Here is a 12,623-nt window from a genome sequence, read left to right on the forward strand (position 1 = left end):
GCCGGCCTCACCCGGACTTCGCCCGAGCCGGCTCGACCAACGCGCTCCGGTCGATCTCCCGCTTGAGGATCTTCCCCGACGGCCCCTTCGGCAAGGCGTCGAGCAGCGCGAGCCGGCGCGGGTACTTGTACGGCGCCACGCGCTCGCGGATCCACGCCTGCAGCTCGGCGAGATCGATCGTCGCGCCCTCCTTCGCGACGACGGCGGCGGCGACCTCCTCGCCGAGCCGCTCGTCGGGCACGCCGAACACCGCGGCCTCCAGGACGTCGGGGTGGGCGTAGACGACCTCCTCGACCTCGCGCGGATAGACGTTGTAGCCGCCGCGGATGATCAGGTCCTTCTTGCGGTCGACGATGAAGAAGTAGCCGTCCTCGTCCATGCGGGCGAGGTCGCCGGTGCGCAACCAGCCGTCCGGGTCGATCGCGGCCGCCGTCGCGTCCGGGCGGTTCCAGTACCCGGCCATGACGTGGTGACCGCGGATGAGGATCTCGCCCACCTCGCCGACGGGGAGGGTGCGGCCGGCGTCGTCGGCGATCCGCATCTCGGTGCCCCACACGGCCGTGCCGATCGAGCCCGGCTGGCTGGGCCGGTCCATGTGGTTGAACGAGGCGACGGGCGAGGTCTCCGACAGGCCGTACCCCTCCAGCACGCGGGCGCCGAACTTCTCCTCGAACGCCCGCAGCACCTCGACGGGCAGCGCCGCGCCGCCGGACACGCACAGCCGCAGCGTCGCGAGCGCCTCGGCCCGGTCCTGCGCCGCCGCGAGCAGGGCGACGTACATCGTGGGCACCCCGAGGAAGACGGTGACCGACTCCCGCTGGACCAGGTCGAGCACCTCGGCCGCGTCGAATCGGGGCACGAGCGCGACCGCGGCTCCGCGGCGCAGCGCGGCGTTGAGCGCGCAGGTCTGGCCGAACGCGTGGAACAGCGGCAGCGCGCCGAGCAGCACGTCGGTCCGTTGGAGGGCGAACAGGTCGGCCGCCACCTGGGCGTTCCACATCAGGTTGGAGTGGGTGAGCTGCGCGCCCTTCGGCCGCCCTGTGGTGCCGGAGGTGTAGAGGATCACCGCGGTGTCGGTGGGTTCCCGCTGGGCGACGTCGAGGCCGTCCACGGGCAGCGCGTCATCGGCGAGCGCCACCACCGCGCCGACGCCGGCCTGCCGCGCCCCGTCGACAGCGGCGCTGTCGGCCGCCCGCAGCACGACGAGCGCTGCGGCGCCGCTGTCGTGCAGGTGGTACTCGACCTCGCGGGCGGTCAGCAGCGGGTTCATCGGGACGACGACCGCGCCCGCGCGCAGCACCCCGTAGTAGGCGACCGCGAACTCGACGACGTTCGGCAGCAGCACGCCCACCCGGTCGCCCGGTTCGACCCCGCAGGCCCGCAGCTGGGCGGCGAGGCGGGCGGCCCGGTCGTCGAGCTCCCGGTAGGTCACCCGGGCGCCGCCGGCGATCAGCGCGACCGCGTCGGGTGCGCGTCGAGCACCGTCCGAGAGCAGGACCGCCAGGTTCGTCCCCATCGATGCTCCGTTCTCGAAAGACGTTCCGTTCCTCGGTCAGCGGCGGGTGGTCAGGCCGAACAGGCGCCCTAGCCCGAACCACCGCTCGACGGCCACCGCCGCCACGACCGGCACGACGATCAGCACCGCGCCCAGCGCCGCGATGAACGGCGCGAAGTGGTACTCGACGTAGTGGAAGATCCGCACCGGCAGCGTCTGGGTGTCGGCGTTGGCCAGGAACAGCGCGATCCCGACGTCGTCGAACGAGACCGTGGCCGTGATGAACAGCGACGCGACGATCGCCGGGCGCGCGTGCGGCAGCGTCACGTGCCGCACCACGTACCAGGGCGACGCCCCGAGCACGGCCGCCGCCCGCTCGGCGTTGGGATCGATCGTCGCCAGCGCGGCGATCACCAGCCGCGTGGCGTACGGCAGGCAGATCACCAGGTGCCCCGCGACCAGCACCGGCAGCGACACCCCGAGCCCGAGCAGGCCGATCACCTGCAGGATCGCGACGCCGAGCACGAGGTGCGGCACGGCCAGCGGGGCGAGGAACAGCGCTTCCAGGCGCAGCGCGGCACGGGTGCGCAGTATCCGCAACCCGAGCGCCGCCAGCGTGCCCAGCGCCGTGGACACGACCGCCACGAGCACCGCGAGCTGCAGGCTGAGCACGAGCGAGTCACGGAACTCGGTGTGGTCGAGCGCATCGGCGTAGGCGTGCAGCGACCAGCCCTGCGGCGGGAACGCCACGTAGTCGGTAGCCCCGAACGACGCCAGGACCACCACGGCGAGCGGCAGCAGCAGGAACAGCAGGCCGACCCCGGCCAGCACCTGCGTCGTCCGTCCGGTGCCCATCGCGTTCACCCCGTCCCCGCGCCGACGGGCCGCCGCTGCCGCGTGCGCCGCGGCCACCGGGCGAACCGGCCGATCACCACGCCGGACAGCACGACGACGGCCAGCAGCACGACGGAGAGCGCGGCGCCGGTGTTCCAGTCGAACGCCACGAAGTTGCGCTCGTAGACCAGCGCGGCGAACACCGGGTTCGCCTGCCCGCCGAGCAGCGCGGGCGTCACGTACGCGGTGCAGCCGAGCGCGAAGCCGATCATCGCGCCGGCGACCAGCCCGGGCCGCGACAGCGGCACGACGACCCGCCAGAAGATCCGCACCCGGGACGCGCCGAGCGTGTCGGCCGCGCGCAGGACGTTGGGATCGATCCGGTCGAGCGCCGGCAGCAGCCCGAGCAGAACGAACGGCACGAGCATGTGGGTCAGCCCGATGACCGTCGCGACGTCGGTGCCGATCAGCCCGAGCAGCCGACGCGGTCCGTACAGCGCGGTCAGCACAGCGGCGACCGGACCGCCCGCACCGAGCAGCACCTGCCAGCCGAACGTCCGCAGCACGACGCTGACCAGCAACGGGGTGAGCGCGGCGATCGTGCAGAACGCGCGCACCGCCCGCGACCGCGCGGTCACGATCACCATCGCGATCGGGTAGGCGACCAGCACGGCGCACGCGGTGGCGATCGCGGCGATCACGAGGGTGCGGCCGAGCACGGCGAGCACCCGGGGATCGCCGAGCACGTCGGCGTAGACCGCGAGCGTGGGCGGCCAGCCGCCGACCACTCCGGGTGCGCCGTGCACCAGCGAGTTCGCCACGATCACCAGCAGCGGCACGACCAGCATCGCGCCCAGCACGGCGACGGGCGCGGCGAGCAGGCCGACGGCCCCGGACCGCCGTGGTTCCGGCGCGCTCACGACGGCACCGCCACGGCCGCGGCGCCGGGCCGCCCTGCGGCCCGGCGGGTGGCGGACTCCGGTGAGTCGCCCGGCGGCAGCGCGACCGCGTCGTCGTCGGCCCAGTCCAGCGTGACCGCCCCGCCGACCGGGACGGGCACGGGGTCCAGCTCGGCGAGGACGTCGCAGCCGCCTGCCTCCGCGACGACGTGCGTGCTGTCGCCCATGAACTGGGAGAAGCGGATCCGGGCCGGGACCCGGCCGCCGGTGCCGACACGCACGGCGCGGGGCCGGACGGCCACCAGCACGGGCGCGTCGGACGGCAGGCCGTGCGGGTTGCGGCACCCCACGACCGCCCCCTCCGGCGCCGGCGCGGTGAGCACGACCGTGCAGCCGTCCGGCCCGGTCTCGCGGACCCGGCCGGGCAGCAGGTTCGCGTCGGTGAGGAAGCTCGCCACGAACGGGTCCCGCGGCTCGCGGCAGACCTGCTCCGGCGGGCCGAGCTGCACCAGTTTCCCCCGATTCATCACCCCGACCAGGTCGCCGAGGGCGAACGCCTCGTCCTTGTCGTGGGTGACGTAGACCATCGTCACGCCCGTGGCCGCCTGCAGCTCGCGCAGCTCGATGCGCATCTCGGCGCGCAGCTTCGCGTCGAGGCTGCTCAGCGGCTCGTCGAGCAGCAGCACCGCGGGCTGCACCACCAGCGCCCTGGCCAGCGCCACCCGCTGGCGCTGCCCGCCGGACAGCTCCTCCGGGTAGCGGTCGCGGTACTCGGTCAGGCGCACCAGCGCGAGCGCGGCCGCCGCGGCCTGCCGGTCGGCCGGGGTGAGCCGGCCGCGCCTGCGCCGGGCCCGCAGCCCGAACAGCACGTTCTCCAGCACGGACAGGTGGGGGAACAGGGCGTGGGTCTGGAACACCATCGACAGCCCGCGCTTGCGCACGGGCAGGTCCGCGACGTCCCGCCCGCCGAGCGCGATCGTCCCCGACTCGATGCCCACGAACCCGGCGATGCTGCCGAGCAGCGTGGACTTTCCGCAGCCGGACGGGCCGAGCAGTGCGAGGGTGGTGCCGCTGGCCAGGTGGAAGCTCACGCCGTCGACGGCGAGGACGTCGCCGTAGCGCACGCGGACGTCGGTGACGGTCAGCTCGGCCATCGGCGGTTCACCCCGACACGATCGCCGCGAAGCGCTCGGCGACCCGGTCGTGCACGGCGAGCAGCGCGGCGTTGTCCGGCGTGACGAGCCGGCCGAGATCGGCAGGCACGAGCGCGGCGACCTCCGGCGGGAGCTGCGTGCCGGGGTGCACGGGCGCGTAGAACTGGGTCTCGGCCTGCAGCCGCTGCTGCTCGGGCTGCAGCAGGAAGTCGATGAACTTCGCCGCACCGTCCGGGTTCGGCGCGCCCTGCGGGATCGCCGCCTGGATGCGGAACGCCGGGGTGCCCTCGCGCGGGTAGACGGCCGCGAGCGGCAGGCCCGACTTCTGCGCGATGCCGATGCGGGTGGCGGCCCTCCTGGAGCAGGTCGCCTACTCCCCGTACGGCCAGCCCATCACCGCGACCTACCTCGACTACCTGCTGCCCCTGTCCGAGGACGTGCCTGACGTCGCGCAGGAGCACCTCGAGACGCCGAGCGAGCTGATCCCGGGCGGGTTCCAGGGGCTCGGCGAGAGCGGCATCATCCCGCCCCCGGCGGCCATCGCCAACGCCGTGGCCGCAGCCGTCCCGGAGATCGCCGACCGCCTGACCGCGCTGCCGATGTCGCCGTCGGCCGTGTGGACGCTGCTCGACGAGGCGGGCCTCACCCGCTGATCGCGGCACCGCACCTGGGCGGGGTGGGAGCCGATTCCCCGGCCCACCCCGCCGGGGCGTTCCCGGCAGTCGAGGGATCGAGCACGCGCCTGGCGCGATGTAGGCGGGCCCAGCCACCACAGCGCCGAGAGGCCCCCATCCCGCGACCACGACTCGTCGCACCAGCCCGTCCGGTCGAGTCTCCGAGCTCACGACAACTTGTGCTTGGTGACCTTCCCGGAGGCGTTGCGGGGCAGCTGGGCGACGTACTCGATCACTCTCGGGATCTTGAACCCGGCGATCCGCCCTCGGCAGAAGTCCTTGAGCTCGTCGATGTCCGGCCGCCTGCCGGGGGCCACGAGGTACGCCTTCACCCTCTGTCCCCACCGTTCGTCGACGACACCGACGACCGCGGCGTCGACGATGTCGGGATGAGCGCACAGGGCGCGTTCGACCTCCAGCGGGTAGACGTTCTCGCCGCCGGAGATGATCAGGGCGCTCTTCCGGTCCACCAGGTAGAGGAAGCCGTCGCCGTCCCAGCGGCCGATGTCACCGGTGTGCAGCCAGCCGTCGGCGAGCGTCTCCGCCGTGGCGTCCGGCCGCCGCCAGTACTCACGCATGACGGAGTCGGAACGCACGAGTATCTCGCCGACGCCGTCACCGTTGACCTCGCCCAGGCGGACTTCGTACCCGAGCAGCGGGCGCCCGCACGACCGCAGCAGTTCCTCGTTCCGGTCGACGACCGCGCGCCGGTGCGCCTCCGCCCCGAGCACCGTCACGATGACCCCAGCCTCGGTCTGCCCGTACGTCTGCACGTAGTCGGCCGGACAGCGGTCCATCATCCGGATCAGCACGCCCGGGTCGATCGGCGAGCCGCCGTACATGACCCGGCGGACCCCGGGGAACGTGCTGCCCGCGTCGTTCAGCGCGTGCATCATCGTCGGCACGACCCCGAGCGCGGTCGCCCGATGCCGTTCCGCCAGCTGTTCCACCGTGTCCGGGTCGAACCGCGGCGGGAGCACCACGGTGGCGCCGGCGAGCAGGTGCGCGAACTGGTAGATGGCGCCCCCTGCATGGAACTGCGGCACGCACTGCAGGATCCGCTCGTCCGCGGTGATGCCGATGCCGCACATCAGGTAGTACGTTCCGGCGAGGAACTGACGGTGCGTGAGGGCGGCGCCTTTGGGCCTGCCCGTCGTGCCGTCAGGGTAACGACAGGTACGAGCGAGGCGCCGGCTGAGCAGAAGCGCGTACTCGGCACGGGCGCCTCAGCACCTCACGAGAGACGGATCGTCACCGACCCCGAGTCGGTACCCAGCCCGTCGACGGACTCGACGGGCTGGGTACCACGGGTCGTGTTGCGGGGTCCGCGTCGAATGCGCTCCCCGATGCTGGAGTCCAGTGCGGCTGCTGCCGCTCCGCCGCTAGAGAGTCGGCCGGTGCTGGCGCCAGGGCGCTGCTCCCTCGTAGGCCGCGGCTGCCGTGAACACCGAGAGATCGTCGAAGGCGGGCCCGATGATCTGCATCCCGGTCGGCACCCCGCTCGTCGGGGAGAACCCGGTCGGCACCGAGGCGACCGGCAGCGGACTGACCAGGTTGAACGGGTAGGTCAGCACCCAACCGAGGTAGGGATCGACGTGCTTGCCGTTGATCGTGAAGGTCTTGTCCTCGTTGTCGTGGCAGGCCGCGACCGAGGGCACGGCCAACGTGGGGCACAGGACCAGGTCGTAGTCCTCGAAGACCTTCCCGATCTTCTGGTACATCTGGTACCGGACGCGGTGGACTCCGTAGAAGCGGTCCACAGTGTGGGTGGATCCGCGTTCGATGAGCTTGACGACGAACGGGTCCATCTCGAAGCGCCACCGCGGGAGCTGATCGCCGGCGAGCGCCCAGAACAGGCCCTCCCAGTTGACCAGCCAGGCATCCAGCACGCCGTAGTCCCAGCCCAGGTCGACCTCGTCAACGGTGCAGCCGAGCGTCTCGAAGACCGCGGCGGCTCGCCGGGTGTTCTGCTGGACTTCCTCGGAGATCTCGACGTATCCGAGGTCCATGGACAACGCGATCCGGCGACCGGAGAGCGGTTCGAACTCGGTCGGCAGAGTGATCTTGTCCCGCAGCGAGTGGATGTCGGCGGGGTGCTGGCCGGACATGACGTTCTGCATCAGGGCCGCGTCCGCGACGCTGCGGGTCATGGGTCCGTAGTGGAGCACCATCTCACTCGGGTGCTCGCGGTCGAGCGGGTTGCGACCGAACGGCGGCTTGTAGCCGAAGATGCCGCACGCGGAGGCCGGGATCCTGATCGAGCCACCACCGTCCGTGCCGTCCGCGATCGTCGTCATCCCGGCTGCGAGCGCCGCCCCCGCGCCGCCGGAGGACCCACCCGGACTGAACTCGGTGTTCCACGGATTGCGCGTGATCCCCCACAGCAGGCTCCGGGTGACCGCGGCGTGCCCGTGCTCCGGGGTGGTCGTCCGGCAGTGGATGATCGCGCCTGCCTCGGACAACCGCTCGACCGTCGGTGCAGATCGTTCGGGGCGGAAGTCCGCGAACGCCTTCGAACCGTAGGTCGTGATCTCACCCGCGACCGGGTGGTAGTCCTTGATGGCGCAGGGCACGCCCTCGAGCGGACGAGTCTCGTCCGGGTTCCGCGCGTACACCGATTCGGCCTCTCGGGCCTGCTCGAGCGCGCGCTCGAAGTAGTTGTAGGTCAAGCAGTTCAGCCGCTCGCCCACTTCCTCCGTGCGCTTGATCAACGCCTGCATCAGCTCGACCGGCGACAGAGTGCGCGCACGGAATGCGGAGAGCGCTTCCGTCGCGGTGATGTAGCAGAGGTCGGAATCTGTGTACTCCATCGCGTTTCCATCCTTGTGGAGGCGGAGATCTCGGGCCTGGTGGCGAGGACCGTAGCCAGCGGCTGCCCGCCCCGGCATCGGTCGATCGACCCACCCCGAAAGGGGGCCGCCGCGTGGCCACGGGCAGCGGCCGATCGCCGCGGCCCGGGCATCGGGCGGTGCGTCCGACGCTCTCTCCGCAGCTCCCAGGAGGGGCCCTTGAAGATGCCTGCGAGGACCCCCACCATGCACTCGGTGCACCCCAGGCCCCTGGAGCTCTGCACCAGCGAGGACGCGACCCTGATCAGCTGCGGAACAGGCCACGGGAGGTGCTGGTGAAGGCGTCGACGGTCGCCGCGATCGCCGAGGTGGGATCGATCGTCGCGGACGCGGTGCGGCAGGCGGCCGACCCGGCGAGCATCTGGGAACCGCTGCGTCGAATCGCATCCTTCGACGCGGCGATGATCTCGATCCGCGATCCCTTGACCGGACAGCACCAGCCACTGACCAACAAGGGGTACGAAGAACCGTTGCTCCGGTTCATCAATCGCGAGTACCTCTCCTGCCACAGCTACGACGTCGCCCGGGCCCGGCGCAAACCGATTCGGATGCAGGACGTCGGCCCCAGCTTCTACCAGACCCGGGTTTATCGGGAGTTCCTCGCCGACGCAGGTTATCGCGAAGGTTTCACCCTCGTCCTCCGCTCCGGCGGCGAACGCGGACGCATCACCGGACTGATGACCATGAGCTTCGGCGAAGCGCGCGCCGCGGACTGCCTCGCCCGGCGCGGACTGGAGCTCGTTGCGCCCGTACTGGGCAGACTGGTGGACGTCAGCCGCAACTCGACCTGGCTGACCAGGATGCTCGAATCCAACGCGGCGGCCTACATGGTCGACAGCAACGGGAACGTCATTCCTGCCGGGCCGGGCGACACCCCGATCGAACCGTCCGCCGTCACGATCTCGGCATGCCGCAGACTCCTGGCGAGCAGCAATTCATCGCTGGTCGGATACGGCGCTCGCCGCGAAGGCGAGACCTGGGAGCGCGTGCACATCGTCCGCCTGCCGGACATCCCGCCGATGAACAGCTCACACGTGGTGCTGATGATCCGCCACGCGGCGCTCCCGCACGGCATCACCGAACGCGAGCTCGAGGTCCTCACCCTGATCTCGCGCGGCATGTCCAACCGGGAGATCGGCGCGAGGTTGCACATCAGCCCGCGGACGATCGGCCGGCACGTCGAGCACCTCCTGCTCAAGACCGGCCGAGCGAACCGCTCAGCCCTGGCGTCGTACGCCGTGGAAGAGGGAGTGATCAAGCTCGGCTTGTAGATGCGAAGCGCACGAGCGCGCACCACGCTGCACCGTACGCACCGGGTTCGACGAGTACGCGCTCGTTCCGCGTGCCGCGTCGGAATCCTCACCGACCCCGACGAGCGGCTCGCGCTGCACCTCGCCTGCCGCAGCGTCCTGTTCCACAGCTGAGACCGACCACACAGGACGAAGGTCCCTGGACGAGCCGTCGATCAGCGCAGAACGATGGTCCGTGGCGACGAGAGGAGGGACGACGAGGTGGACGCCACCGTGGACGCCGACGTGGGCGACTACATCTACGTCCCGGGCCCCGTCTACGCCGCAGGCTCCGCCATCCACGCCCACAGCCGGCAGGCGAAGGTCCTCGAGGTCATCGAGGACGGGGGGCGCAAGCACTACCGCGTCCGCTGGCAGGAAGGGCAGGAAACCCTGTACTTCCCCGGCCCTGACGCCCAGGTGGAGCGCGCCTCCGACGGAGGCTGACCCAGGCCCCGTCCATCACGCCGCGGTCACCGGGATGGTGACCGGCTCGGACGGCTGCGGCGCGGGCGCCACCGGCACGCGGATCTCGAGGATCCCGTGCTTGTAGGACGCCGAGATGTCGTCCTCGGCGACGTTCTCCGGCAGCCGCAGCGCACGCATCATGCTCCCGTAGCGCAGCTCGCGGCGGGTGTAACCGGCGCGCTCCCGGTTCGACTCCAGCCTGCGCTCCGCCTTGATGCGCAGGATCCCGTCCGCCACGGTGATCCGGACGTCCTTCGCAGGATCGATCCCGGGGATCTCCGCCTTGATCACCAGGGCGTCGCCGTCGCGGAACTCGTCCACGCGGATGAGCCAGTCCCTCAGGGAGCCCGTCGGCCGCCGCCGGCGCAGGCGATCCAGCAGGCGACGACCACGCCCGGTGGTGACCGGAACGGTCCGTTCGCGGCGCGAGATGGGGATCATCCGTCCTCCTCGGATCGCAGTTTCCGCTGTCGAGGCTGCACCGGGCCCGGGTCGGCGGGCAGGGTCTTCCGTCCCCCGGCAATCGCCCGGAGAGCCCACCGACCAGGCAGGACAACGACCCGCCCGCGAGGTGAGGGACCTCCGACGGCCCTGAGCCGGGACTTGCGCTCGTACCCGTCGCGCCGCGAGCCGGAGATGGTTCCGGCATGCACCCGTCGTCGCCGCAGAAGCCGATCCTCGTCGCCTACGACGGCTCCCGGTCGGCCCGGACGGCAGCATCCTGGGCCGCCACGGAGGCCGCACTCAGCCGTCGACCACTGCGCCTGGTCCACGTGCTGCGGTGGCCCCTTCCCGAACTGGACGGGCTGAACCTCCCCGCAGCGCTTCGGGACGGCGACCGGGCACGGGAAGCGGCAGCGCAGCTCGTCTCGACCGGGATCGAGCAGATCCGCCGGTCGATGCCCGGCGTCGACGTGGGCGGGGACGTCCTGACGGGGAGTGCGGTCGACCTGCTGGCCGGCTCCGCCGAGGGAGCCTCTCTGCTCGTCCTCGGCGCCTCGGGGCAGACCGCCAGCCGGCGCGTGCTGCTTGGCTCCAGCGCCGCCGAGCTCACCCGCCGGGTCACCACGCCGGTCGCCGTGATCCGCAACCTCGACCCGGCGGAGACTCCCCGCGACGTCGTCATCGGGATCGACGGCTCGGCGGTCGGCCGCCGCGTCATCGACGTCGGCTTCCGCTACGCGGCCCGGCGCGGCAAGCGCGTCGTCGCGGTCCACGCGTGGTGCGACCTTCCGCTGGCGGCGCTCGGCGACGGCGCGGACCCGGACGCGGCGCGCCGGGAAGCCCGGGCGGTGCTCGCCGAGCAGCTCGCGGACGCGCGGGTCCGCAACCCGCACGTGCCGGTCGAGGAGGTCGTCACCGTCGATCGCCCGGCGAGCGCGCTGCTGGACCGGGCGGAAGACGCAGCGCTGCTGGTGGTCGGCCGGCACGGCCGCGGAAAGACCGCGGACATGCCGCTGGGATCGGTCTGCCACGCCGTTCTGTACTACGCGCCCTGCCCCGTTCTGCTCGTCGTCTGAAACCCTCTGGAGACCCAAGTGCGCAAATCGAGCGCGGCACCTGCACCGATCGACGTGCACGTGTCCGGAGACTGCCCCGCCGATGTCGAGGAATACGCCAAGGAACGGATCGGCGCAGCCCTCCGCTTCGCCCGCGGCCCGGTGCTGCACGCCCGGGTCCGCATCACGCACCACGACGACCCGGCCGTCGACCTCCCGGTCGTCGCCCAGGCCAACCTGGACGTCAACGGCCGGCCCGTCCGATCTCAGGTGCGTGCCCGGACCGACCGCGAGGCCCTCGACCTCCTCAAGGACCGCCTCCGCAACCAGCTGCAGCACCGCCTGCGCCGCGCCGTCGGACACTGGGAGGACCGCCGGGGCCGCGGCGCCCTGCCCGCAGGCGGTCGTCCGCCCGGCGAGGTGCACGAATGGCGCCACGGCGACCCGCCGACCCGACGCCCGCCGTACTTCCCCCGTCCGCCCGAGGAGCGCCGGATCATCCGCCGCAAGACGTTCACGCTCGACACGTGCACCGTCGACGAGGCCGTGTTCGACATGGAAGCCATGGACTACGACTTCCACCTGTTCACGGAGCTGGGGACCGAGCAGGACAGCGTGCTCTACCGAACCGGATCCGGCGACTACCGCCTCGCCCAGGTGCAGCCTCGCCCCGACGCCCTGGCCACGCACGCCGCACCGGTGACCGTCAGCGAGACACCGGCTCCGGTGCTGTCGGCGGACGAAGCCGTCCAGCGGATGGCGGCGTTCGATTACCCGTTCCTCTTCTACGTCGACCGCGAGCGCGGCCGGGGCGCGGTGCTCTACCACCGCTACGACGGCCACTACGGGCTGATCACGCCCGCGGACGACGGAGGATGAGCAGCCCTACTGGACGCCCTTCACCGAGCGCCAGTCGCCGTTCGGCGGCGGGACCTTCTCGGGATCGTGCACGTCGAACGGGCCCATGCTGACGATGTAGAACTCGCAGCCGTCCGGCCCGGCCGACTCCGAGCCGTAGGCGGTGCCGCCCTTCACCCACCGGACGTCGCCGGGGCGGTAGGTGCCTTCGCCCTCCACGGAGAACTCGCCCTGGGTGATGATGTAGATGGTGTCCGACGGGTGCCAGTGCGAGGGCGCTCGGTAGTTGGGCGCGAACCGGGTGAGCATGAACGTGTGCCCGGTCTCCGGGTCGATCAGCGGCTTCACCGCCGCCCCCTGCGGGATGAACCCGGTCTCGTCCTCGTAGTCGACCCACGGTTGGTCGTCGACGTGGATCACCTGCATCTGTCCCAGCGGGTTCTCGGCCACGAGCCCTCCTCATGGTGCACGGCACTGTGCCGCCGCCGCGTCCGGTGGCAGCTATGGTCTGGATCACGACGACAAGGCATATTGTTATCAGCGATTCGACCGAGCGGCAACAGCTCCCGGCCCCGCCGCAGCGGGGCGGACAGGCGAGGAGGGC

14 protein-coding genes are annotated in these 12,623 nt (G+C 71.8%); 5 read left to right on the top strand and 9 right to left on the bottom strand.

All coding sequences use genetic code 11. The features are described 5' to 3' along the window. Positions 1-7: 7 nt before the first annotated feature. Genes BUE41_RS09060 through BUE41_RS32860 form a run of 5 tightly spaced genes read right to left on the bottom strand, consistent with a single transcriptional unit; the run spans position 8 to position 4,722 of the window. Positions 8-1,516 carry a long-chain-fatty-acid--CoA ligase gene (locus BUE41_RS09060; protein ID WP_073456549.1) on the bottom strand — a complete coding sequence of 503 codons (1,509 nt, stop codon included), beginning with the start codon at positions 1,514-1,516 and terminating at the stop codon, positions 8-10. Positions 1,517-1,552: 36 nt separating this feature from the next. Beyond that, positions 1,553-2,350, bottom strand: a complete 798-nt coding sequence (locus BUE41_RS09065) for an ABC transporter permease (protein ID WP_143172051.1) — start codon at positions 2,348-2,350, stop codon at positions 1,553-1,555. Positions 2,351-2,355: 5 nt separating this feature from the next. Continuing rightward, on the bottom strand, positions 2,356-3,249 hold the full coding sequence (locus BUE41_RS09070; protein ID WP_073456551.1) for an ABC transporter permease: 894 nt from the start codon (positions 3,247-3,249) through the stop codon (positions 2,356-2,358). After that, the gene (locus BUE41_RS09075) at positions 3,246-4,382 is read right to left on the bottom strand and encodes an ABC transporter ATP-binding protein (protein ID WP_073456552.1); all 1,137 of its coding nucleotides are present in this window, start codon (positions 4,380-4,382) and stop codon (positions 3,246-3,248) included. Before BUE41_RS09075 ends, BUE41_RS09070 begins: the two co-directional genes overlap by 4 nt. Positions 4,383-4,389: 7 nt before the next feature. Beyond that, positions 4,390-4,722, bottom strand: coding sequence for an extracellular solute-binding protein (locus tag BUE41_RS32860; RefSeq protein WP_084754607.1), 333 nt, complete (start codon positions 4,720-4,722; stop codon positions 4,390-4,392). On the opposite strand from BUE41_RS32860, the gene BUE41_RS09085 reads away from it, so the two are divergent. Continuing rightward, on the top strand, positions 4,715-5,035 hold the full coding sequence (locus BUE41_RS09085) for a hypothetical protein (RefSeq protein ID WP_073456553.1): 321 nt from the start codon (positions 4,715-4,717) through the stop codon (positions 5,033-5,035). The two genes, BUE41_RS32860 and BUE41_RS09085, sit on opposite strands and share 8 nt — an antisense overlap. Positions 5,036-5,223: 188 nt before the next feature. On the opposite strand, the gene BUE41_RS09090 is transcribed toward BUE41_RS09085, so the two are convergent. Together BUE41_RS09090 and BUE41_RS09095 are read right to left on the bottom strand one after the other, a co-directional pair. Next, positions 5,224-6,258, bottom strand: coding sequence for a class I adenylate-forming enzyme family protein (locus BUE41_RS09090; protein WP_234997113.1), 1,035 nt, complete (start codon positions 6,256-6,258; stop codon positions 5,224-5,226). A 180-nt stretch (positions 6,259-6,438) separates the two neighbouring features. After that, on the bottom strand, positions 6,439-7,866 hold the full coding sequence (locus BUE41_RS09095) for an amidase (protein WP_073456555.1): 1,428 nt from the start codon (positions 7,864-7,866) through the stop codon (positions 6,439-6,441). 314 nt (positions 7,867-8,180) lie between these two features. Here BUE41_RS09095 and BUE41_RS31785 point away from each other — a divergent pair, with 314 nt between their 5' ends. Together BUE41_RS31785 and BUE41_RS09105 are read left to right on the top strand one after the other, a co-directional pair. Then, positions 8,181-9,176, top strand: coding sequence for a response regulator transcription factor (locus BUE41_RS31785; protein ID WP_159444879.1), 996 nt, complete (start codon positions 8,181-8,183; stop codon positions 9,174-9,176). A 240-nt stretch (positions 9,177-9,416) separates the two neighbouring features. After that, positions 9,417-9,641 (top strand): DUF1918 domain-containing protein, encoded by a 225-nt coding sequence (locus tag BUE41_RS09105; RefSeq protein WP_159444880.1) that lies wholly within the window; start codon positions 9,417-9,419, stop codon positions 9,639-9,641. A 15-nt stretch (positions 9,642-9,656) separates the two neighbouring features. Here the strand turns inward: BUE41_RS09105 and BUE41_RS30700 are convergent, their stop codons facing one another. Next, positions 9,657-10,103, bottom strand: a complete 447-nt coding sequence (locus BUE41_RS30700) for an Hsp20/alpha crystallin family protein (protein ID WP_073456557.1) — start codon at positions 10,101-10,103, stop codon at positions 9,657-9,659. 206 nt (positions 10,104-10,309) lie between these two features. On the opposite strand from BUE41_RS30700, the gene BUE41_RS09115 reads away from it, so the two are divergent. Then, a complete protein-coding gene (locus tag BUE41_RS09115) occupies positions 10,310-11,182 on the top strand; it encodes a universal stress protein (RefSeq protein WP_073456558.1) in 873 nt (290 codons plus the stop codon). A 54-nt stretch (positions 11,183-11,236) separates the two neighbouring features. Then, the gene (locus tag BUE41_RS09120) at positions 11,237-12,040 is read left to right on the top strand and encodes a sigma 54 modulation/S30EA ribosomal C-terminal domain-containing protein (RefSeq protein ID WP_084754612.1); all 804 of its coding nucleotides are present in this window, start codon (positions 11,237-11,239) and stop codon (positions 12,038-12,040) included. 6 nt (positions 12,041-12,046) lie between these two features. Here the strand turns inward: BUE41_RS09120 and BUE41_RS09125 are convergent, their stop codons facing one another. Beyond that, positions 12,047-12,469 (bottom strand): cupin domain-containing protein, encoded by a 423-nt coding sequence (locus BUE41_RS09125; RefSeq protein WP_073456560.1) that lies wholly within the window; start codon positions 12,467-12,469, stop codon positions 12,047-12,049. Positions 12,470-12,623: the final 154 nt, after the last annotated feature.

It is taken from the genome of Pseudonocardia thermophila, from assembly GCF_900142365.1.
GTDB classification, from domain to species: domain Bacteria; phylum Actinomycetota; class Actinomycetes; order Mycobacteriales; family Pseudonocardiaceae; genus Pseudonocardia; species Pseudonocardia thermophila.